Origin of the sequence: Pectobacterium sp. IFB5596 (assembly GCF_021432585.1) — a bacterium.
GTDB classification, from domain to species: Bacteria; Pseudomonadota; Gammaproteobacteria; order Enterobacterales; family Enterobacteriaceae; genus Pectobacterium; species Pectobacterium punjabense.
Window position 1 is genome coordinate 139330 of record NZ_LXFY01000002.1, and the last position, 23146, is coordinate 162475.

Consider the following 23146-nt stretch of genomic DNA (forward strand, 5'->3'; position numbering starts at 1 on the left):
CCCCCTGCTATCAGGCTTCACGTGCCAGAATCGGCCGCAGGAAGCGTGCAGTGTGGGACTGTTCGCATTCTGCCACCGTTTCCGGCGTGCCGGAGACCAGAATTTCTCCGCCGCCGCTGCCGCCTTCCGGCCCTAAATCGACAATCCAGTCTGCCGTTTTAATTACATCCAGATTGTGCTCAATCACCACGATGGTATTGCCCTGATCGCGCAGCTGATGCAGAACGGTAAGAAGCTGCTGAATATCGGCAAAGTGCAGGCCAGTTGTGGGTTCGTCGAGAATATACAGCGTCTGCCCGGTTCCGCGTTTTGACAACTCGCGAGACAGTTTTACACGCTGCGCTTCCCCGCCGGACAGCGTGGTGGCCGACTGCCCAAGGCGAATGTACGACAGGCCGACGTCGATCAGCGTTTGCAGCTTCCGCGCCAGCGCCGGAATGGCATCAAAGAACCCTCGCGCTTCTTCGATAGTCATATCCAGCACTTCATGAATGCCTTTGCCTTTGTATTGAATTTCCAGCGTTTCACGGTTATAGCGCTTGCCTTTGCACTGGTCACACGGCACGTAAACATCCGGCAGAAAGTGCATTTCGACCTTAATCACGCCGTCGCCCTGACAGGCTTCGCAGCGTCCGCCGCGCACGTTAAAGCTGAAACGACCTGGATTATAGCCACGGGTACGCGCTTCCGGCACGCCAGCAAACAGCTCGCGAATCGGCGTGAAAATGCCGGTGTAGGTTGCCGGATTGGAACGTGGTGTTCGACCGATCGGGCTTTGATCGATATCGATCACCTTATCGAAATGCTCCAGCCCCTGAATCTCACGGTGAGCGGCAGGTTCTGCCAACGTCGCACCATTCAACTGGCGCTGTGCCAGTGGAAACAAAGTATCGTTGATAAGCGTAGATTTACCCGACCCTGACACGCCAGTAATACAGGTAAAAAGGCCAACCGGCAGCGTCAGCGTGACGTCTTTCAGGTTGTTGCCTTTCGCGCCAATCAGTTTCAGCACTTTGGTCGGGTCCGCAGGTACGCGCTGTTTCGGAACTTCGATCTTGCGCTTACCACTAAGGAATTGCCCCGTCAGCGAACCCGGCACCGCCATAATCTCTTCCATTGTGCCTTCGGCGACAATCTGCCCACCGTGCACGCCCGCGCCGGGGCCGATATCAATCACATGGTCAGCAGCGCGAATCGCGTCTTCATCGTGTTCCACCACAATGACGGTATTACCCAGATTGCGCAGGTGAATCAGCGTTTCCAGCAGGCGCTCGTTATCGCGCTGGTGCAGACCAATGGACGGTTCATCCAGCACATACATTACGCCAACCAGTCCGGCACCGATCTGGCTTGCCAGACGAATACGCTGTGCCTCGCCGCCGGACAGCGTTTCCGCCGAGCGGGAGAGCGACAGGTAGTTCAGCCCAACATTCACCAGAAACTTCAGCCGATCGCCAATTTCTTTCAGCACTTTCTCGGCGATTTGAGCACGTTGCCCGCTAAGCTTCATATTCTGGAAAAACGTCATCGCATGGCCGATGCTCATATCGGAAATCTGCGGCAGCGTCGTCTGTTCGACAAACACGTTACGCGCTTCTTCACGCAGACGCGTCCCGCCGCAGCTGGCGCAGGAACGATTGCTGATGAATTTCGCTAACTCTTCGCGTACTGCCGTGGATTCCGTCTCTTTATAGCGGCGTTCCATGTTGTGCAGCACGCCCTCGAACGGATGACGACGTACCGACGTATCGCCGCGATCGTTGATATATTTGAACTCGACGTTCTCTTTACCGGAGCCGTACAGAATCACTTTCTGCACCGCGGCGCTCAGGCTTTCAAACGGGGCATCGACGTCAAATTTATAGTGCTCCGCCAGAGAACGCAGCATCTGGAAATAGTAGAAGTTACGGCGATCCCAGCCGCGAATCGCGCCACCCGCCAGCGACAGCTCCGCGTTTTGCACCACGCGAGCCGGATCAAAGAACTGCTGCACGCCCAAACCATCGCAGCTTGGGCACGCGCCCGCCGGGTTGTTGAACGAGAACATACGCGGTTCCAGCTCGTGCATACTGTAGCCACATACTGGGCAGGCAAAGTTCGCCGAAAACAGCAGTTCAGGCTGCGTTGGATCGTCCATATCGGCCACGACTACGCTTCCCCCGGACAGATCCAGCGCGGTTTCAAACGACTCTGCCAACCGCTGCGCCAGGTCTTCTCGCACTTTAAAGCGATCGACGACAACTTCGATGGTGTGTTTTTTCTGTAGTTCCAGCTTCGGCGGATCGGATAGATCGCATACCTCGCCGTCGATGCGGGCGCGGATATAGCCCTGTGACGCCAGGTTTTCCAGCGTTTTGCTGTGCTCGCCTTTACGATCTTTCACTATTGGTGCCAGCAGCATCAGGCGCTTGCCTTCCGGCTGTGCCAGCACGTTGTCGACCATCTGGCTGACCGCCTGCGCATCCAGCGGTACATCATGCTCTGGGCAGCGCGGCTCACCTACGCGAGCAAACAGCAGGCGCAGGTAATCATGAATTTCGGTAATCGTCCCGACCGTAGAACGCGGGTTGTGAGAGGTGGATTTCTGTTCGATAGAGATGGCGGGCGACAACCCTTCGATATGATCGACATCCGGTTTTTCCATCAGCGACAAAAACTGACGGGCGTAGGCGGAGAGGGATTCCACATAGCGCCGTTGCCCTTCGGCATACAGCGTGTCAAACGCCAGCGATGACTTACCCGAACCCGACAAACCGGTGATCACGATCAGCTTGTCACGAGGGATTATCAGATTGATATTCTTTAGATTATGGGTACGAGCACCACGAACTTCGATCTTATCCATTCACACACTTCCCGGAATAAAAACGGTTTGTCATCGCCTCTCGAACGGAGAGAACCGGTACGAAACCAGCAATTATGGCATAAAAAAAACGCCGGACGCGTTTTTTAACGTCGCCTGCGACGGCCCGATAGGGTGGCAAGCAGGGATAGCTTGCCATAAAAAAAACTGAATGGATATCCAGTATTAAACCTGTTTACTTTGCAAACGCTGCAAATCTTACTTTCATTTCTGAAGCCATTTCGCAGGTATGACAGAGAGTTTTCCCATGGTAAGATTGATCGTTTAGACTTAGAAAATAAATCTACCGATTCATCAGGAGACGAGCATGGCCAGCAGAGGCGTTAATAAAGTGATTCTTGTCGGGAATCTGGGTCAAGACCCGGAAGTCCGCTATATGCCGAATGGTGGTGCAGTTGCCAACATCACGCTGGCTACGTCGGAAAGCTGGCGTGACAAGCAAACCGGTGAGCAGAAAGAGAAGACCGAATGGCACCGTGTGGTGCTGTTCGGCAAACTGGCGGAAGTGGCGGGCGAATACCTGCGCAAAGGCTCTCAGGTTTACATCGAAGGCGCACTGCAAACCCGTAAATGGGCGGATCAGGCTGGCGTAGAGCGTTACACCACCGAGGTGGTCGTCAATGTCGGCGGCACCATGCAGATGCTAGGTGGACGCCAAGGTGGCGGCGCACCAGCAGGTGGTAACGCCGGTGGCGGCCAGCAGCAAGGCGGTTGGGGTCAACCTCAGCAGCCGCAGGGCGGCAACCAATTCAGCGGCGGCGCACAAGCTCAGCAGCGCCCAGCACAGAATAGCGCGCCCGCACAAAGCAACGAACCACCAATGGATTTCGACGACGACATTCCGTTCTAAGCGCGCCGTTTATCAAAACATCCTATTGAAACCCCGATTTATCGGGGTTTTTCATTTTGTGATGAATGAAAAAACCGAAAATAAACAATCAACCAAAGAAATCATCACGTCATGTGCGTTTCGTGCTCAGCGGATAATCAGAGCACAATCGGTACAGTTATTTCTCCATCGCTACTGAAAAATAGCAAAGCCTTATCAATAAGGTATAAACGTTATATATGGAGATATACGTATGGAAAAAAATAGTGCACGTCGCACCGCTAACACGAGTCAATCCCAAAACACTGTCAAAAACACATCCTCGATACTGGCTAACTACACGGCAACAGGACGCGATTCTTTTAGGCTCGCGGCACTGGCTGTCACCGTCTCAGGTTTGCTTTTTTCCTCACCCACGCTCATGGCGGCAGAAACGGCAGCGACTGCCGATTTAGTGTTACGCAATGGCAATATTTATACCGTTAATCAAGGTCAGCCGTGGGCAGAAGCCGTCGCGGTACGTGATGGCCGCTATGTTTTCATCGGTTCAAATGCGCAGGCAGCAGAGTTTATCGGCCCGAAAACACAGGTGGTTGACCTCAACGGCAGCATGGCAATGCCGGGGATTAATGATGTCCATGCTCATCCGTTAGACGGAGGCTATGAAGATATTTATTCCTGTAACTTCGCACAAACAAGTTCACTGGATGACATTCTGAGTCAGGTCAGTGAATGTGCGAAAAAAGCAGGTCCCGGAGAATGGGTGATCGGTTCTGCCTGGGGCAGCCCACGTATGGCGGAGCTTTCTACCGCTGAAGCGCTGGCAAAATTGGATAAAGTCAGTAACGGGCGACCGGTGATTCTACGTGATGATTCTTACCATAACCGCTGGATTAACAGCGAAGCGATGCGTCTGGCCAATATCACTGCCCAGTCCGTTAGCCCAGCCGGTGGCGTCATTGTTAAAGATGCAAAAACAGGCGAACCCACTGGCCTGTTACAAGAATTCCCCGCGTTCCAGCATGTACAAAGCCTGGTCCCTGTACGCACAGAAGAACAACGTCTGACTTCAGGACGTGGGGCTGCAAAAACGATGGTGTCGTTAGGTATTACGGGCGTGCAGGAGGCGGTCAGTTCAGAAGTCAATCTGCGCATCTGGAGCAAGATTGACCGGGCAGAAGGCCTGCCTCTGCGTATTATCGGTTCTATCGTCTCCACCCCGCTGTTGGATGAAGGCGCTGCGGGTATGGAGCTGGTTGCCCGACGCGATGTCTACCGCACCACGAACTTCCTTCCCGATCGTTTTAAATTTGTGTTGGATGGCGTCCCCCCAGCCCACACTGCGAAGTTGATTGAGCCCTATCTGCCAACCAAAGCCCATGGCGATCACTATCACGGCGATACCCACTACACCACCGAGCAAGTCGTAGAAATTCTCTCCAAGCTGGATAAGCAAGGGATATCAACCAAACTTCATGCTGCGGGAGATGGTTCACTCCGTCTGGCGCTGGATGCCGTTGAGCAAGTGCGTAAAATTAATGGACCAAATGGTCCGATGCACCAAATCGCGCATACGCATTTGATCTCCCCGCAAGATATGCCACGTTTTGCGCAGTTGCGGGTTGCCGCCGACCTCTCGCCGATGCTGTGGTTCCCGTCCGATATGACTAACGCCAGCGTCGTGACCATTGGCGAAGAGCGAATGAAGGATTTTGTCCCAACGGTTAAATTGTTGCGTTCTGGCGCAGTGGTCGCTGGCGGCTCTGACTGGCCAGCCGGTGGCCCAACGCCATCTCCCTGGATCGGCATTGAAGGGCTGGTAACACGCCAGAATCCACTCGGTGATGCACCCGGTACACTGGCTCCTGAAGAGGCTGTCGATCTGTCTGAAGCGATTCGTATCTATACCATCAACAGCGCGAAAGCGATGGGCATAGAGAAAGAGACGGGATCGGTCGAGCTGGGTAAATCTGCCGATCTGATCGTATTGGATCGCCACTTGTTCAACGTACCGATCAAACAGGTTCATCGCGCCAACGTGGTCAAAACGTATTTCAAAGGCCAGCTCGTCCATTCAGCGCCAGAGAAATCCTGACGTCCAGTCTATTGCACCGCATAAATATCAGGGGCGTCGATGCGGCGCCTCTGCAAACACCGCCCTCCCTTCTCCGCATTGGTCTGCCTATCTCTCAATAAATGGCGGGGAATATCCGGCTATTCCGTTGCTATCTTATTGCTATGAAAAGCAGCCTGATTTTCAGCACCAATTCGTAACCACAAAATATTCGCGACAACATGAGAGTAAAAATGATGAATTCAGATCGGGAAATTATAATTAATTCAGTCGAGCCAGATGATTACGATCAATGGCTGCCCTATTGGGAAAGTTATCAAACGTTCTATAACGTCCAGCTTCACGATGAAGTGACGGAAACAACCTGGGATCGTTTTTTTAAAGCGGAGATTCCCGTGCACTGCGCCGTAGCGAGAGAAGGCTTACGCATTATCGGCTTCGTACACTTTGTTTTTCACGATTCCACATGGGGAGTAAACTCTTATTGTTACTTAGAGGATCTGTTTGTTGCTCCGACCGCTCGCGGTAAAAACGTTGGCAAAAAACTCATTGAGTACGTGAGAGAAAAGGCGCAGGAAAAGCACTGCGATCGTCTGTATTGGCATACTCAGGAAACCAATAAAACAGCGCAGCGTCTTTATGATTGGGTGGCAGAAAAACCGGGCGTTATCGAATATAGAATGCCGCTTTAATTATCAAACATTCGGCAGTAAAGTGACGCGTCGAAAACACCGTATATATAACCTAAATAATTCGAGTTTCAGGACAAAAACGGCAAGGCGTTTTTGAACAGCGCTTGCGCTGACCCCGAAGGGGTGAGGCCATAAGGCCGAATAACGCGGCAAGAGAAGGAATCCCGATGAGCTTACTCAGGTAAGTGATTCGGGTGACTGACAAATCTGCTAAAAGCAGATTTGAACGCTGCTTGCAGCGGCCCCTACGGGGCGAGGCTCACGCCAGTGTGCCGAGTATCGCAGCCAACGCACATGCAACTTGAAGTATGACGGGTATAAATGGATTTATAAAATGAACTACCAATCAACATCTCTTTTTATCTACACCGTCAGGATCTTTTTTGCGGTTTGCCTCTGTGGCGCGCTGGCGCTTGTCGGCATCAGTTCACCAATCTTCTACCTGCTGGCGATGGGGCTGGTTTATCCCGTCATCCTCTCTCTGCGATTACACAGCCTGAGTGAAAAAGGCATCGTCTTTTTGCCAAAGGAAAAGAGTGAATGGATGGTCTATGTTCATGGCATCCCGGTGCGTGAAACCAGAACGTCATTAACCAATCCGTATTTCTTTAGCGCCGAAAGCATACGGACGTTTTCCCTACGTGCCTACATAGGAAAGCTGCTGGTTCAGATCTGCGCCGTCATTTTATTGGTGCAGCAGACCATGACGGTCAACTGGCCGTGGCTTTATCTTGGCGTGGTTGTCGCCGCGCTCTGGTTTGCTTATGCCATTGCTATGACCATTATTGAACTTGTTTCAATTATGAGAGGACGCTGGTTTATCGAGAAACTCGTCTCTCCCAGTCAAAGCGAATGGTACGGTGGATATATCGATTTCCGCGACTATCGTGTCACGGTTCTTGAACGGCTGCTGTCACTGAAATAGCATCCCGTCTATTTCAGTCTCTGTACTGATTCTCTGACCACCACCAGTTCGGAGCGTTGGGCAATACAGTGATGACGTCATTTGCTGCGCCTGCAAAGCAGGCGCCATACCTTATTGACGCATGCCGATCGCCAAGCGATTAAAGGCGCTCATCAGCGCAACGGCAAAACTCAGATCGGCGATCTCTGCATCGCTAAAATGCGCTTTCAGCGGTTCGAAATCTTCATCAGGCGCGTGGCTGCGAGCCACATCCACAAGTGATTCAGTCCAGGCCAGCGCCGCACGCTCGCGTTCATTGAACTGCGTGCTCACACGCCAGCCAGCCAGGCTGTCTAGCTTGGCATCCGGCACGCCGCCAGCACGCAGAGCCGACGCATGCATCTCCAGGCAGAAAGCACAGCCATTAATTTGCGAAACACGCAAATAGACCAATTCGATCAACTGTTTTCCAAGGCTGCTCTTGTTCAGGGCTTTCTTGGTCATGCCCAACCCTTGATAGGCTTCTGGCGAGAGGGTTTGGTAGGGCAAGCGAAGCGTACTCATAGAAGATCTCCAATAAGAAATGAAAGAACGAGAAAAGAAGCGAACGCATAAAGCGTCTAAGCCCATGTTTCAACCGTTGGGGGGTTACAACCTTGCCATTAGAGGTGAACGTAACGTCGTTTTTCATGACGCTTCACGCCTACAGCGCCTGGCTGAAATGCAGCCCCCTGGAAAGCAAGCCCTGACGAAAATAGAAGCGTTGCGCCAGCGCATTGCCTAAGGCCGTATCGAGCACCAGATGAGCGCAGTTTTGCCGCTGCGCTTCCTCGCGCATTGCCTCGATCAGCAGGCCGCCGAGCCCCTGATGGCGGGCATCCGCAGTGGCGACAAGGTCATCGACATAGAGGAATCGGCCATACAACAGGTTTTCCTGAATGCGGTAGCCCGCCAATCCCATGACGAGATCGCCCTGCCATGCCGCCAGCAGACGATAACCTTGCCCAGCCTGACGACGAGCCTGCGCAGTGAATGCGGCCGCATCAGGAAGATGAGGCCGTAGTTCCCGCATAACATCGAAACAAGCCAGGTAGTCCCGATCGCTGTCAATGAGGCTCAATCGAAAGGTGCTCATATCAATCTCCTTGTAATGAAGCCAGCATGTTAGGAAAATCATGCCCCATAAAAAAGGTGCAAGAATTGAGTAAATGAATGGGACATTACGTATGGATATGCAGCAACTGAAACCAAGCAGAGAACACGATGCCCCGCTCTATTTACAGTTGTATCGACGCTACCGGGACGCCATTGCCGCCGGAAAACTTCACCCAGGCGATCGCGTACCGTCCGTGCGCAGCCTTGCCAGTGAGCTGAATCTGGCACGCGGCACGGTCGAAATGGCTTATCAGATGCTGGCCAGCGAAGGCTATTTCCTGACCCGCGGTCCAGCGGGTACTATCGTCTCACCTCGGCTGGAAAACCTGAGCGAGTCGGGATACAGCGCCGCATCCCTTTCTCAAATACCCTCGCGCCCGCAAATCGATACCGCTCAAGTACAACCTTTCCAGCTCGGCTTGCCTGCACTGGATGCCTTTCCTCGCAAGACCTGGGCACGCCTAGCCGGGCACAATTTACGCACTCTGGATACGGCAGCCATGATCTCTCCCGATCCAGTAGGCTACGAACCACTGCGTCGCGCCATCGCGACCTATCTGGGGATCTCACGCGGCATCGCTTGCACACACGAGCAGGTGTTCATCACCGCTGGCTACCGGGGAGCGCTGGAACTGGTGTGCCGCACGTTGTTACACCCCGGCGACATTGGATGGTTCGAAGATCCCGGCTATATCTTCGCTCGCCAGTTTTTGGCGCGAGCAGGTATGCGTCTGGAACCCGTTCCGGTGGATGAGGAGGGGCTGAACGTGGACATCGGTCAACAGCGAGCCGAAGAGGCTCGTTTTGCCGTGGTAACGCCCACGCACCAAAGCCCCATGGGGATGGCGTTGTCATTGCCCCGAAGACTGCAACTGCTGGAATGGGCCAGCTATCGCCAATCGTGGATCATTGAGGACGACTACGACAGCGAGTTCCGTTACCACGGCCGGCCATTGCCGGCGCTGAAAAGTCTGGATCGCGACGGGCGCGTGCTTTACACCGGCACCTTCAGCAAGGTACTGTTTCCCGGCCTGCGTTTAGCTTATCTGGTTGTCCCTGAACCGCAGATCGAGCGCTTCAGGAATACGGCAGATCATTTTTGCTGCGCGGGATCGATCCTACCCCAAGCCACGGTGGCGGATTTCATGGAGCAAGGTCACTTTGCTCGCCATTTGCGCAAGATGCGTTCACTGTATGCCATTCGTCGCGGCTATCTCGTTGATGCGCTTTTACAAACATTAGGTTCACACTTGACCGTCCAGCCACAGGCAGGCGGCATTCATGTGTTAGCTACGCTGAGCACCCGTGGCAATGACCAGTCTCTGGCAGCCGCCGCCCAATCTCATGGTCTTGCCATTCAGGCGCTGAATAGCTGGCGAACAAGCAGGGCATCACACGGCGGACTCCTTATGGGCTTCACGAATGTGACCGAACCTGCGATGGCAGAGGCATTGGTGCATCGACTGGCAGCAGCCATCGGATTATCGTGAAAGGGTTTTCCCACCAGCCGAACCGCGCTGCTGCCCGTGAGCTCAACCGGTATTCGTCCCCACTCGCCGCACTGATTCTCTGACGACCACCTGCCCCGCCAGTTCGGTGCGTTGGGCAATACCGAGCGCCTGTGAGGGAGTCATTTGCTGCGCCAGCAGTTGTAATGCGGCACGAGCGATAGTTTCAAACGGCAGATGTACCGTGGTGAGCGAAACCGGCAGCATATCGAACGGCAGAATGTCATCCATTCCCATCACCGACATGTCTTCCGGCACCCGTAGCCCGTGCTGATACAGCGCGTCGATCACGCCGATAGCCTGATTATCCGCCGCACAGAAAATCGCGGTCGCACCTAGCCGGTCGGGGTTCGCCGTCAGCCAGCGCAGCAGTGCGTCACGCGCAGTGCGCGGGTGGAAATCCGGCAACGACAGAATCAGATCCTCATCCACCGCTATGCCTGCCTGTGCAAGCGCATCACGGTAGCCGCGTTCACGCTGTTTGATCGTCATACGCGACGTCCAGGTTAGGTGCAAAATGCGCGAGTGCCCTTGATCGATCAGATAACGCACCGCGGCTGCCGCTGCATAATGGTTGGCAGGCGTGACGCTGCTCAAGCGCATGGAGGGATCTTCACCGTTAATCAACACGGCCGGAATCCCGCTTTCCGCCACGGCGTTCAGTAGCGTTGGGTGATCGTCATTCACAATCAGAATACCGCTCTCCTTTCCGCCCTGAAGCTCACGCAACAGCTGCTGTTCGTTAATGGTGTCGTGTTCCCCCAGAAATGGACGCAGTTGGATATTGCGTTGCAGACAGAGCGTTTTCAGGGCGTTAATCAGCGTCAGCGACACCAGATTGTACTCACTTTCCAGCATCAGATTGCGCGGCGTCGCCAGCAGAATATGACGCAGCGGTTCCGTCGGTGCGGTGGTCGCTTTGCCCACTTTATGCAGCGGATAGCCCTGCTCGGTTGCAATCGCCATGATGTGCTGCCTGACTTTGGCGCTGATCGGTGCCGTACCGTTCAGCGCGCGGGAAACCGTGCTGATAGAAACCCCCGCGCGGTCGGCAATATCCTTGAGTGTCGCCATTATTTCATCCCCGTGTTGGCAATCCCCGTCGTGATGTATTTTTGCAGGAAGACGAACACTGCCGTCACCGGCAGAAGCGAGAGCATCGTCATCGCCAGTATATAGTGCCACTGCACCGAGAACTGCCCCTGAAACGCATTCAGACCGATTTGCAGCGTAAAATTGTCCTGGCTGGAGAGGACGATCAGCGGCCAGAGGAAGTCGTTCCAACGCCAGATTACCGAGAAGATCGCCAGCACCGCCAGTGCGGGTGCAGTGAGTGGCAGGATGATCTTCCAGTAAATACGGAATTCGCTGGCCGCATCGATCCGCGCCGCCTCGATCAGCTCATCGGGGATCGTCAGCATGTATTGGCGCAGCAGGAATACGCCGGTTGGCGTCGCCACCGTGGGGATAATCACCCCCCATAGGTTATCGCCCATATTCAGGCCAATCACCACCAGAAACGTTGGCACCATCACCACCGACAGCGGGATCATCATGGTGGAGAGAAACAGCGTCAACACCGTGCCACGCCCGCGAAACTCGTATTTTGACAACGCGAACGCCGCCATCGAACTGAGCAACAAGGTCAGCAGCGTCGCCATCACCGTTACGAATACGGTGTTTTTCAGGTAAGTGGCAAAGTGGAACTTCGTTATCGGCGTCGTGTAGTTCTCCGTTTCCAAATGCAGCGCCTTCATTGGCACCAGATCTTTCGTCGACACACGTACGACCTCACTCGGCGCATCCGGGTTCACCAACTGTGCAATCAGGCCGATACGCCTGACCAGCGCCATGGTTTTCGCTTCGCCGTCTTCCTGCTTAACCTGCCACAGTTCCAGCGGCTTCGGGTACTCCGGCAGCGTGATGGTATCTGCCGCCTGCGGCAGAAAGCTGGGCGGAAAGCGGTTAATCTCTGCGGGCGTTTTGAACGACGACATCGCCGCCCACATGACCGGAATCATCACCAGCAGCGTGCCGACCACCAGCCAGACCCAGCTCATGATATCCGTAATATGAATGCGCCCCGGATGACGGGTGCGGGTGAGAAATGCGATTATCTTCATCATGGCTCCCGTTATTTTTTCCCTTCCAGCCGACGCGTCAGCAGGAACTGTAACGCTGTCAGGATCATCAGCACCACGCCCATCAGTACCGAGGCCGCCGAGGCCAGCCCATAGAGCGATGCATTCGACGAGAAGGCGGTCTGGTAGATGTACTGTACGATAAAGCTGTTGGCCGTACCGGGGCCGCCGCCGTTGGTTAACACCCAGGCTTCATCGAAGATCTGCACGCTGTTGATGGTCAGCAGAATCACCACCACCAGAATATTCGGTGCCAGCAGCGGTAGCGTCAGGCGATAAAAACCGCGCCAGCGCGAGGTGCCGTCCACCGCCGCCGCCTCATAAATATCACGCGGGATCGCCTGCAATCCGGCCAGCAGGATCAGGGTATAAAACCCGACGTGAAACCAGACGGAGACAAACACCACCCAGAAGCGTGACAGCGTCGGATCCAGCAGGAAGGTAATCGGCTGCCCGCCGAGCGATGACAGCACCAGATTCAGCAGGCCGTTACGGTTAAGGAACCACTGCCAGATCAGGCCCACCACCACCGGCGACAGCAGCACCGGATAGAAGAACATCGCGCGGAAAAAGCCCCGGGCGATAATCTTGCGGTTGAGGATCAGCGCCGTCACCAGCGCTACCAGCAGCGTGCAGAGCACGTTGAAAAAGGTGAACGACACCGTGTTGTAGACGCCAGTCCAGAACAGATCCTGTTCACAGCTCGATGGCTCGGCGTAGTTGCCGCAGCTCAGCAGCGTGGAGAAATTATCCACGCCGACGTAAGGACGTTCCCACAGCAGAATATTGGTGCCACCGGTAAAGGCGTAGCACACCGCCAGTAGAATCGGAATAAAGACAAAAACGGCGAACAGCAGCATGTTGGGCGCGATAAAAAACCACGGCATCACTTTGCGGCCACCGAGTTTTTGTAGCAGATTCACCGCTTTCTCTACTGGCGTCACCAGCTTATCGATCAGCGATCCTGCGGGCAGTAAGGCAATCTTTTTCATGTCGTCCTCTCCCGTCGCGATAATTAATGCTCGCTACCGCGCGGCAATGTGTCATCCGTTTCGCCATCGAACAGATGGCAATACGTCGGCGGGAAGCGCACGAACACCGACTCACCCGCAGCGAACTCGCGGTGCTGTGCCAGATGGACGATCATCTCATCGTCAATGCCGCCCATTCGCCCGTAGATAAAGGTTTCATGCCCCATCATCTCGCAGCGATCGACGCACAGCGCCATACCCTCACCGTCCTCCACCAGCTCACAGTGTGAAGGACGAATGCCGAGCGTGACGTTTTGTCCAACGGTGCCAATAAACGGCAGCACCAGACGATTGCCCGACGGACACTGCACCTCGACGCCATCCGCGCAGGTGGCGACGATCTGCGCCGGGAACATGTTCATACGCGGTGAGCCGATGAAGCCCGCAACAAACTTATTTTTCGGCCGATTGAACAGCTCCAGCGGCGTGCCAACCTGCTCGATCCGACCCGCATTCAGCACCACAATGCGCTGCGCCATCGTCATCGCCTCCACCTGATCGTGAGTGACGTAGATCATGGTGGTACGCAGCTTCTGATGCAGACGAGACAGCTCGCCGCGCGTCTGCACGCGCAGCTTGGCATCCAGATTCGAGAGCGGTTCGTCAAACAGGAACAGGTCAGGTTCACGCACGATAGCGCGGCCAATGGCGACGCGCTGCTGCTGTCCGCCCGACAGCGCGCGCGGTCGGCGATCCAGATAGGGTTCCAGCCCCAGCATGCGGGCGGCTTCATCAATACGGCGGGCGATTTCGTCTTTGGGAAAGTGCAAATTTTCCAGCCCGAACGCGAGGTTCTTGCGCACCGAGAGGTGCGGATAGAGCGCGTACGACTGGAACACCATCGCAATCTTGCGCTCTGCTGGCGTGAGATCGTTCACTTTGCGGTTGTCGATCAACAGCTCGCCGCTGCTGATCTCTTCCAGCCCGGCAATCATGCGCAGCAGCGTAGATTTTCCACAGCCCGACGGACCAACAAAGACCATGAACTCGCCGTCATGAATCGTTAAGTCCACGCCTTTGATGATGTTCACCGCACCATAATTTTTGTAGACGTTTTTTAGTTCCAGACTCGCCATTGTCAGCCCTCGCAAACAGAATCTAACTGTGCCAATAACATCAGCATCACCAGCGCCTGCCCGTAAGGCACGGCAACATTGGGGATATCGCGATAGAACTGCAAATCATGCCCCATCGCTGTGCCATCAGAGACACCCTGTACCACGCCCTGTGCGTCAATCTGCGCCACCACGGCGGCATAGCCTTTTTCCAGTACGTCCTGCGGGAAATCGCGTAGCATCCCCAGCCGCTGCGCCGTCAGAATACCGGCAATAAACCCCGCGCTGGCGGACGTTTCCAGCGGTGAGTCCGGGTCATCCAGCAGCGTGTGCCACAGACCGGAATCGTGCTGGACGCGAGACAGCGTTGTCGTTTGCTGTTCCAGAATCGCTTCCAGCGTGCGCAACACCGGTGAGGACAGTTGATCCTCCGCCAATACCCGCATTTCCGGCAGCACCAGCGTGATCCAGGCGTTGCCACGTCCCCAGAATGCATTGGCATAGTGATGGCGACCGACGAACGTCCAGCCGTGATACCACAGCCCGCTGCGCACGTCGGCGAGATAGCGCGCGTGCGTGACGAGCTGATATTCCGCCTCTTCAATCAGATCGCGGCGAGAAAGCAATTTCCCCGCGACCACCAGAAACAGACCGGCCATAAACAGCGTATCGTCCCACAGTTGCCCGGTGTTTGGCCGTTCTTTCACCGTGTGCTGGAAACCGCCATCCTCCGTTTTCGGCAGCGAGTGCAACAGCCAGTCCGCCCAGTCGCTCACGGTTTCACGCCACTGCGCGGGCGCATCCGGTTTGTCCTGACACAGCAACGCCAGCACCAGCATCGGCGCCGTCGAGTTGATCTGGCGCGGTGGCAGACCGGCATCCAGCTTTTGCTGATACCAGTTCGCCAGCGTCGTCAGCATAGTGTCGTCCTGCGTCAGATGTGCCAGCTTCCAGAAACCGTACAGCCCGACACCAACTTCCCAATCCCACTCTTCAAATTGAATCGTCAGCCCGGCGTCCGGTGCGTCGTCCTGCGTGACGCTGTCAATCGCTTTCAGGCGGCAAAACGCCCGCGCCACCTGCGCTAACAGCGCTTCGGTTTGTTGTCGGTTAAGTGAACCTGTCTGCATGTCATGGGTTTCCTGTGTTGAACTGCGGGACGACCGGGACATCGTCGGGAAAAATGAAAGGCTGCTGCGCCACGCTGAATCCTGCCGCATGGCTAAAGGCCAGTTCGCCGTAATCGGGATCGTCAATACGTACGCCGTCGCGACTCTGAACCAGTGAACGCCCTCGGAAGCGGGCTGCAAACGCGGCAAATCCTTCCGCGCCGTCACCGCTGTCCACAGCAACGAACCACACGTTCTGTTCACCATACGCCCGCAATTCGCCTTCGGCCTGCTGGCCTGCGGTCGCAAACGGCTGTAGCCCGGCAGGATTATGGAAGGCGGCATAGCCGTTGCCACCGCGTACGAAGCACCAGACATCTTCAACGATGACGTCATCCAGCGCGGTTTGTGGCAAATAGAGGTGCGTCCACGGGCGAATATCCTGTTGCAGATCGAACACCATCAGCGCGCGATTACGATGCTGCATCAGGTGTGGCAAACGCCCGTTCCCCGCCCAGTACGAAGGTCGATGCACGCCGTCAGGACGATCCTCGCCGGGGTGGTTCACCCACAGGCGGGCGGCATAGTGTGTCCCCAGCCGCACATCCAGCAGATGCTGCTGGTGTCCGGGCTGGCCGGGGTGATGATCGAAGACGGAAGAAAACGCCACGTCGTGCTGCTTCCAGGCGATGATGCGGGCGCTGCGGTTCAGCCCTTGTACCCAGCGAGCTTCTGCACCGTGTGACAGTGACCAGTGTGCAATCCGATCCGTCGTTTCCGGCGGCTGATAGTCGCTCAGACACAGCAGCGGCAGCGCAGCACAATGAGGTATCAGCCAGCCTTCGCCCCACATCAGCGCACAGAGGCCAGATAGCTCGGTCAACATACCGGAACGCAGCTCTTTATCGTAGGCACGTCCCATGGTGCCAACCGCGACGCCATTCTGATGCACCCACGCCGTCATCAGCATGATGCGGTCAATCACCACGCGAGATTTGTCGCGCAGATCGGCATCCTGCGCCAGTTCATACAGTGCCACCAGCCCAATCAGATCGATGGGGTAATAGGCCGCCGAGTTCCACTCCACCAGCCCGTGTTCCAGAATGGAATCAAACCAGCGCGTCAAACGTTCGTGGGCAATCGCCTTTTGCTCCAGACCACGACGGCCGCTACACGGAAAGGTGTCATCAGGGAAGTTTTGTCCGGCAAGGTATTGCGCGACGTGGAAACACAGGCAGTGGTTCTCACTCCAGAACCACATGGTGTCGTTGCCTGGTTCATCAATCCAGTAGCGGAAACCGAGAATGGCGCTGCGCACGCGCCGCCAGTCCTGAGGCGGTAACTGTTGCCCCTGATAGCGCTGCCACAGCCAAATCAGCGGCACCAGTTGGAAATCCGCGCAGTCTTCACGGCGGCTGATTTTTTGCAGCGCGCTGTTGAGAATCGGCTCAGCGGCATCGCTGCCCTCGCCCGTCGCGACAATCGCCAACAGCCGTCCGAGGCGCTCAAAACCGTGCAGCGCAGTATGGCGCAACACCGTTTCACGCCGCGCGGCCAGCGTCGGTAACGCAGGCATCGTTTGCGATGGCAAGCGCCCAAAGCTCAGGGTACGCGTCAGCGTAATGCCGTTACAGGTCGCGGCACAGACCAGATCGTAGTAGCCGACTAAAACATCAGGCAGATCCACCTGCCAACCCAGATTGCCAGCGGGCAGCGTTTGTTTCTGCTGCCATACGGGGACGGATTCGTTGACGTTGCCAATCAGACGGTGCGCCATCGTCACAGATTCCGGCAGCGGCTGCGTGCTATTCAGCACCAGCACGGGCGGCTGGATCAGGTTATTTTCCAACGTCAGTCCGTTAACCCAGCTATCCAGCGCGGTCAGCTGTACGCTGAGTGCCGTATCCTCATCAAGCTGCCAGAAGAGTGTGTCTTCCCCCTGATAGCACAGGCTGAATAGATAATCGGTATCACGTTCGCACAGTTCTTCGCTATGCACTACCAGCGTGTTCGCCCCCGCTTGCAGCGGCAGCGTGATGTCACAGGTTTGTTCAGTATTACGGGTAAAGGGCGTAAAGCGGGTGACCTGTTCGCCGTTCAGCCACAGCGTAATACCGCCGCAGGTGCTGAGGGTAAACGGTGCCGCCTGCGCGCTGTCGCAGTGGATAACACAGCGGGAAAAGCGCTGAACGTGAACCGGACACGGCCAGAAATCACTGAAATTCACACTGCGACTTTCATCGCCTCCGCTCCACATCAGCGGGAAATGAAGGTCTTCGGGTAACGTCACCTCACGCTTTGCTTCTTCCTGCAAAAAACGCACGCGGCAGGGTAAAACACCGACATCGACAAAACCGTTGATAAAGCGGTAATTCACCTTATCCGCCAGCGTATCCGGCTCGGCGAAATAACGTTTTTCCGTCAGCTCGGTAATCAGAAACCGATTAATGACGCCGTTCTTCTTTAATTTCCAACCGATATTCATACGGAATCCTGTTTACGATTTTGACAAATAAAATAACGAAAACGTATGACTACACTTATTTGCACATTCACTGTGCACACGCCGCCAACATTTAGGGCAACGAGCCATTTCCTGCACTATTAACTGGCAATCATAATGCAAATTTGCATTAAATTTTTATTTGCATTCATTTTTTGACATTTCGCATTAATAAATAAGATTCTCATATTTATATATGTGATTAATATCACAAAAATACTTTATTTAAACCAACATTTAAAATATCTTTAATCTGCCTCACATAAATCAGTCGTGCTTCTGTCCATGATTGCATGATGAAAATGACAGATGAATGCAAATTTGCATTAATTAGGACAGAGAATAAATCACAGGAATAAAAATAACCCCGCAGCCAACGCCAGGGTATTTCAACCATTAATCAAACCTATGATGTGGAGATGTTTATGATGCGTTCCAATACCGCGTTATTTTTTTCCGCCCTTACGCTGGGATTATTCAGCAGCAGCGCGTTAGCCGCCAAAACGCAGATAACATTTTTATATAGTGACGACGATCCCGAATTAGTGCATTTCATGGAGCAGAAAGTTAAATCCTTCTCCCAAAGTAATGAACGCATTGATGTGAATTTCGTCAGCACGGGTTATAACGCGCTGCAAACACAGTTGCCGATGCAGCTGGCGGCAGGTTTAGGCCCCGATATTGCCAAAACCACGCAAATGGGGCTGCTCGGCTATACGCTGGATTTGCGTCCCTACCTGAAAGATCCCGCCGCTTTTGAGAAGCGCTACAGCGCGGGTATCGAAAAGATCATGCGCGTGAAAGGCGTGCATAAAGCCGATGCGCTGCCGGGTTTTGTCGCGTCCTGGACCGCCGATCTACCGTTCGTTAACGTGACGCTGTTTGAACAGGCGGGCGTGCCTCTGCCGCAGCCGGGCTACACGATTGATGATTTGATGAAAGCCTCGAAACTGGTCGCGGAAAAAACCGGCGTGCATATCCCCTTCACCATCGACCGTAGCGGCTTCCGTTTCTCCGGCCCAGCCTACTCTTACGGTGCACGTTACGATAAAGACGGGTTGATCAATTTCCCAGACGCCGCGGCGCAGCAGTGGATTAAAGATCTGAAACGCTGGTCGGATGAAGGCGTGTTCCCGCGTGAAATGTGGGGCGCGGCAGGCGGCGGTCAGTATAAGAGCATGGCGGACGATTTCGTGAACGGCAACATCGTGACCTATTTCTCCGGCAACTGGCTGTTGAATCAGTTCAGTAAGCAGATTGGAGACGGCTTTGACTGGAAAGTGCTGCCAGCGCCTTGCAAAGAGAAGTGTATTTCAATGGGCGGTGCGACTTTCATCATGCCGTTCACCACCACCAAACACCCGCAGGAAGTGGCCGAGTTCATGGAGTGGCTGGGCAGCGAGCCGTTGCAGCGTGAGATCGCCGAGCGCTTCAATATCATCGTCGGCGCGGATATTACCGATCTGCACTACCAGACCAAAGATAAACACGTGATCGACGGCCTGAATACCGCACGCGAAGAGATCAAAAAGATCCCGTCTTATGTCTTTGATTGGGAACGTATGGAAAGTCTGGGTGCGAACGAGCTGTACCCCATCATCCTGACGCGTTTTACGCAATATCTGAACGATCAAGTGTCGTTTGATGAGTATCTGCGCCTGACATCAAACGATGTGAAGCGCCTCAACGAAACGATCGCGACCAACCAACAACAGCGGAAAAACGCACCGTGAAATGGCAACTGAGGGAGATCGACATCGATGGCGATCGCCCCTTTGATCGGTCGCAGGAGCACGCGCTGTGTGAGCAGCGCTGGCCGGGGCAAAACCGCTATCTGCTGGTGACGGGTGGTTTTACCCGGCTGTTACATTGGCATGACGGACTCTTGACCTGTCGCGGCGGCGACAATTTTCCCATCGGGAATCCGGCCAGTCTCTCGCGGCTGGGACTGTGGGCGGTGCAGGAGATGCTTCAGGCCGTTGAGGGCATAACCCCGCTTACGCCACTCAGTGAAGCGCTGTTTCAACACTTCGATAAACATGTCGATCGGGTGATCGACTGGTCAAAGCAGGCGCAGGCCAATGATTACACCACGCTTGGGCATGCTGTGCTCACACACCCGCAGGATGCGCTGGCGGTGCAGTTGCTGACACACTGCGCCAGCGAGTTAAACCTGCTGCTCAACAGCCTACCGGCCTCACAGGCTGAAACCGTCAGCCTCAGCGGCGATCTGGCGGTGGCCTGTCTTCCTTATCTGGATTCAAGAGAGCGCACATCATGACGACATGGCTCTATGCGGGTGTGGATGGCGGCGGCACAGGCTGTCGAGCGCGTATTTATCAGGCCGACGGCACACCACTCGGGCAAGGGCACGGCGGTCGCGCCAACCTGCTGCTCGGCGTGGAGAACGTGCGCCAGTCGGTGGACGATGCTATCGCACAGGCGCTGAAACACAGCGGGCTGTCACCGGATGACGTACCCCGGCTGAAAGTCGGACTGGCACTCGCCAGCGCGGAACATCGCACCGCCTACGAGGCGTTTCTGGCATTACCTCATCCTTATGCCACTCAGGTGCTTAATACCGATGCGCTCGGTGCCTGTCTGGCCGTCAATCAAGGAAAAGACGCGGGCGTAGTCATTGCCGGAACCGGCTCCTGCGGGCTAGCGTGGCAGAACCAGACAATTACTGCCTACGGCGGCCATGAGTTCCCGATCTCCGATCAGGGCAGCGGCGCACGCCTTGGGCTAGCAGCGTTACAACACACCTACGATGTACTACAAGGCTGGTGCACGTCGTCGGCACTCAGCCAAAGCATCGACGATTTCTTTTCCACCAGCGCAACGCACATACAGGCTGCCAACACGCTTGACGCGCTACAGACATTTAGCCAGCAGGCAAAACCGGGCGACTATGCGCAGTTCGCCCGCCACGTATTTGACAGTGCTCAGCAAGGCGATACCGTTTCTCACGCGCTGTTGGCGCAGACGGCCAGCGAAATCAGCCTGCTGTTGGCCGCCGTGGCACGCCATGCCACGCCTCGCTTATCGCTCATGGGCAGCATCGGCCTGCATATTCGTCCCTGGCTGCCGGACGAGTGGCAATCCCAGCTCGCCGCCCCGATGGGCGATGCGCTCGACGGCGCACGATTGATTGCCTGTCATGATTATGCGTTATACAGCCATCCGTTATAAAAAATAAATAATGCCGGAGACATCAATGACATCACTCACTCGCAGAACCTTCGTCAAGCTCGGTGCAGGCAGTGCTATTACGCTAGCTGGCGGCTTTTTTCACGCTAACGGTGAATCAGCGGTACCCGCTGGGCCGCTACGCATTGCCATTATTTCGGATGTTCACGTCCACAATATCTATGGCAACTACGATTTTGACGGCCTGCCCGATGCACAGACCGGAAAGAAGCTGACCATTCGCACCCTGAAAGATTCGGTGAATTCGACCCGCATCTTCAACGAGCCCTACTTTGCGCTGCTGGCTGCGCTAGACGAACTGGCAAAACAGCAGGTGAAATACGTAGTGCTGTCCGGCGATTATTCTGATGACGGCCAACAGCCTACCGTTGAAGGCATTGCCGCCATCCTGACGCAGTATGAACAGCGCCACGGCATGCGCTTTTTCGCCACACCGGGCAACCATGATGTCAATCGTCCACAGGGGGATGATTCGTGGGAAAGAATGCTCAACGCCGACGGCACCAGCACGCTGTTGAGCAGTAAACCCGGCGTTAAATTGGGCGACGCGCAGTCGTTGATTGTCACGGCCAAGATGCAGGCGCTCGGCTATGAACGCGGCCTGCCGCTGATGAAGCCGTTTGGTTTCTTTAAGCGCGACGACTTTCTGCACTGGGAAACACCGTTTGGCGACAGTGATGAACTCAGTAAACGTCAGTATCTCGCCCGCTCACCGGACGGTAGCAAGCAGTGGAACATCGTCGATGCCTCCTATCTGGTAGAGCCGGAAGCGGGGTTGTGGCTACTTTCCATCGACGCCAACGTGTATCAGGTTAAAGACGGCCCGGAGAAACGTGAAGGGATTGAAGGCTACTCCACCAGCAGTAACACGGGCTGGAATGCCTTGCTGACCGAGAAACCGTTCATGCTGACGTGGGTGAAATCGGTGGTACAGCGGGCGAAAGCACAAAATAAGAAGCTGCTGGTGTTCTCGCACTATCCGCTGGTCGATTTCCTCGACGGCACGGTGGAGGACGAAAAGCAGTTGTTTGGCAGTAACAGCTTCATTAAACGCACGCCGAAGCCAGAGGTTGCCGAACAGGCGCTGGCGGCAGGCATCCGTTTGCACTTCAGCGGCCACCTGCACGTCAACGACACTGGCGTGTATCGCGGTTCACAAGGGACGCTGGTGAATGTGGCGGTGCCGTCACTGGCCGCTTACCCGCCCGCGATGAAGTTAGCGACGCTGCATAGCGACCGCGTCGATATTGATACGCTGGTCCTACGCAACGTGCCGCAGTTCAACCATCTATTCCCGTTTTATCAGAAAGAGTTGGATCGCACCGGTGAGCCGCTGGGCGATATTCTGAAAAGCCGCGATTACTACGACTTCCTGCATCATCATCTGGCGCTGCTGGTACGCCAGCGTTTTCTGGTAAAAGACTGGCCGGAAGATTTATCGCCTCTCATCAACACACTGAACTGCGCCGATCTGCTGTGGATCGCGCAGCAGCAGGAACCGATCAATGCCAAAACACTGCCTGATGCCGACCAGCGTAAACCGAATGCGGTAGCAGGCACCGAAGGGTTACAGGATATTTCTCTGCTCACGCTGGTCACGGACTGGTACTGCCTGCGCAACGGCAGCGATCTCGCCTGGCAGGATATTCCGGCAACGCGGGTGAAACAGTATCGCGCGCTGCTGGCAGCCTACACACCGACGACCACACTGCCGCCGGACAGCCTGCAACACCGCTTCGGCCTGATGCTGAAAATCCTCGCGGGATATATCAACGATGAGCCAGCTACTCGCTTTGTGGTTGATATGCAAGGTAATTTCATCACGGTGTGATGTATTCATGGAATTGGCTTTTAGTCACATGGGTTATGGTTATGCAGATGCAGAGAGCGTTTCGTGCGCTTCGAACATTGTTCTTTTCATGCTACGTCGTAGCACGCGCCCGACATAGGGGGGCTACGCCAGCCCCCCTATGAACCCCCGGCTTTTGGCGGAAATTATGCCGCTAAAGCGGTGCCTTCGGTGCCCATGCCCGCGTTTCGAGCCGCCAGTGACGCGTTCCCTACGCGGCACT

At 55.2% G+C, this 23146-nt stretch carries 18 protein-coding genes; 9 read left to right on the forward strand and 9 right to left on the reverse strand.

What is annotated here, in order from left to right; all coding sequences use genetic code 11:
- Positions 1–10 precede the first annotated feature (10 nt).
- A complete protein-coding gene (gene uvrA / locus A6301_RS04855; protein WP_234257229.1) occupies positions 11–2845 on the reverse strand; it encodes an excinuclease ABC subunit UvrA in 2835 nt (944 codons plus the stop codon).
- Between the two features lie 325 nt (positions 2846–3170).
- Here uvrA and ssb1 point away from each other — a divergent pair, with 325 nt between their 5' ends.
- The 4 genes from ssb1 (at position 3171) to A6301_RS04875 (ending at position 7383) form a co-directional block, all read left to right on the forward strand.
- Positions 3171–3713 (forward strand): single-stranded DNA-binding protein SSB1, encoded by a 543-nt coding sequence (gene ssb1, locus A6301_RS04860; protein WP_014701314.1) that lies wholly within the window; start codon positions 3171–3173, stop codon positions 3711–3713.
- A 232-nt stretch (positions 3714–3945) separates the two neighbouring features.
- Entirely contained in the window at positions 3946–5787 is a 1842-nt protein-coding gene (locus A6301_RS04865) for an amidohydrolase (RefSeq protein ID WP_234257230.1), read from the forward strand.
- Between the two features lie 212 nt (positions 5788–5999).
- A complete protein-coding gene (locus A6301_RS04870; protein WP_234257231.1) occupies positions 6000–6458 on the forward strand; it encodes a GNAT family N-acetyltransferase in 459 nt (152 codons plus the stop codon).
- A gap of 334 nt (positions 6459–6792) precedes the next feature.
- Complete coding sequence (locus tag A6301_RS04875) at positions 6793–7383, forward strand: hypothetical protein (protein WP_234257232.1); 591 nt, start codon at positions 6793–6795, stop codon at positions 7381–7383.
- 111 nt (positions 7384–7494) lie between these two features.
- On the opposite strand, the gene A6301_RS04880 is transcribed toward A6301_RS04875, so the two are convergent.
- A complete protein-coding gene (locus A6301_RS04880; RefSeq protein ID WP_107168065.1) occupies positions 7495–7926 on the reverse strand; it encodes a carboxymuconolactone decarboxylase family protein in 432 nt (143 codons plus the stop codon).
- Positions 7927–8065: 139 nt separating this feature from the next.
- The gene (locus tag A6301_RS04885) at positions 8066–8497 is read right to left on the reverse strand and encodes a GNAT family N-acetyltransferase (RefSeq protein WP_103807971.1); all 432 of its coding nucleotides are present in this window, start codon (positions 8495–8497) and stop codon (positions 8066–8068) included.
- Positions 8498–8588: 91 nt separating this feature from the next.
- Here A6301_RS04885 and A6301_RS04890 point away from each other — a divergent pair, with 91 nt between their 5' ends.
- Entirely contained in the window at positions 8589–10007 is a 1419-nt protein-coding gene (locus tag A6301_RS04890) for a PLP-dependent aminotransferase family protein (RefSeq protein WP_234257239.1), read from the forward strand.
- A gap of 42 nt (positions 10008–10049) precedes the next feature.
- Here A6301_RS04890 and A6301_RS04895 read toward each other — a convergent pair whose 3' ends face one another.
- From A6301_RS04895 to A6301_RS04920, 6 genes are read right to left on the reverse strand one after another with little or no spacing between them, the layout of a single operon-like run.
- On the reverse strand, positions 10050–11099 hold the full coding sequence (locus tag A6301_RS04895; protein WP_205540229.1) for a LacI family DNA-binding transcriptional regulator: 1050 nt from the start codon (positions 11097–11099) through the stop codon (positions 10050–10052).
- Complete coding sequence (locus tag A6301_RS04900; RefSeq protein ID WP_014916590.1) at positions 11099–12151, reverse strand: carbohydrate ABC transporter permease; 1053 nt, start codon at positions 12149–12151, stop codon at positions 11099–11101. Before A6301_RS04900 ends, A6301_RS04895 begins: the two co-directional genes overlap by 1 nt.
- An 8-nt stretch (positions 12152–12159) precedes the next feature.
- Positions 12160–13158, reverse strand: coding sequence for a carbohydrate ABC transporter permease (locus A6301_RS04905; RefSeq protein ID WP_107168063.1), 999 nt, complete (start codon positions 13156–13158; stop codon positions 12160–12162).
- A gap of 23 nt (positions 13159–13181) precedes the next feature.
- Positions 13182–14273 (reverse strand): ABC transporter ATP-binding protein, encoded by a 1092-nt coding sequence (locus A6301_RS04910; RefSeq protein ID WP_234257233.1) that lies wholly within the window; start codon positions 14271–14273, stop codon positions 13182–13184.
- Positions 14274–14275: 2 nt separating this feature from the next.
- On the reverse strand, positions 14276–15382 hold the full coding sequence (locus A6301_RS04915; RefSeq protein WP_234257234.1) for a glycoside hydrolase family 105 protein: 1107 nt from the start codon (positions 15380–15382) through the stop codon (positions 14276–14278).
- Position 15383: 1 nt separating this feature from the next.
- Complete coding sequence (locus A6301_RS04920) at positions 15384–17846, reverse strand: hypothetical protein (RefSeq protein ID WP_234257235.1); 2463 nt, start codon at positions 17844–17846, stop codon at positions 15384–15386.
- A gap of 443 nt (positions 17847–18289) precedes the next feature.
- Between A6301_RS04920 and A6301_RS04925 the strand changes: the two genes are divergently transcribed.
- From A6301_RS04925 to A6301_RS04940, 4 genes are read left to right on the forward strand one after another with little or no spacing between them, the layout of a single operon-like run.
- Positions 18290–19597 (forward strand): ABC transporter substrate-binding protein, encoded by a 1308-nt coding sequence (locus A6301_RS04925; RefSeq protein WP_107168058.1) that lies wholly within the window; start codon positions 18290–18292, stop codon positions 19595–19597.
- Complete coding sequence (locus tag A6301_RS04930) at positions 19594–20145, forward strand: glucosamine kinase (protein WP_234257236.1); 552 nt, start codon at positions 19594–19596, stop codon at positions 20143–20145. Before A6301_RS04925 ends, A6301_RS04930 begins: the two co-directional genes overlap by 4 nt.
- Positions 20142–21056, forward strand: a complete 915-nt coding sequence (locus tag A6301_RS04935) for a BadF/BadG/BcrA/BcrD ATPase family protein (RefSeq protein WP_107168056.1) — start codon at positions 20142–20144, stop codon at positions 21054–21056. Before A6301_RS04930 ends, A6301_RS04935 begins: the two co-directional genes overlap by 4 nt.
- A 25-nt stretch (positions 21057–21081) precedes the next feature.
- Positions 21082–22905, forward strand: a complete 1824-nt coding sequence (locus A6301_RS04940) for a metallophosphoesterase (protein ID WP_234257237.1) — start codon at positions 21082–21084, stop codon at positions 22903–22905.
- Positions 22906–23146: the final 241 nt, after the last annotated feature.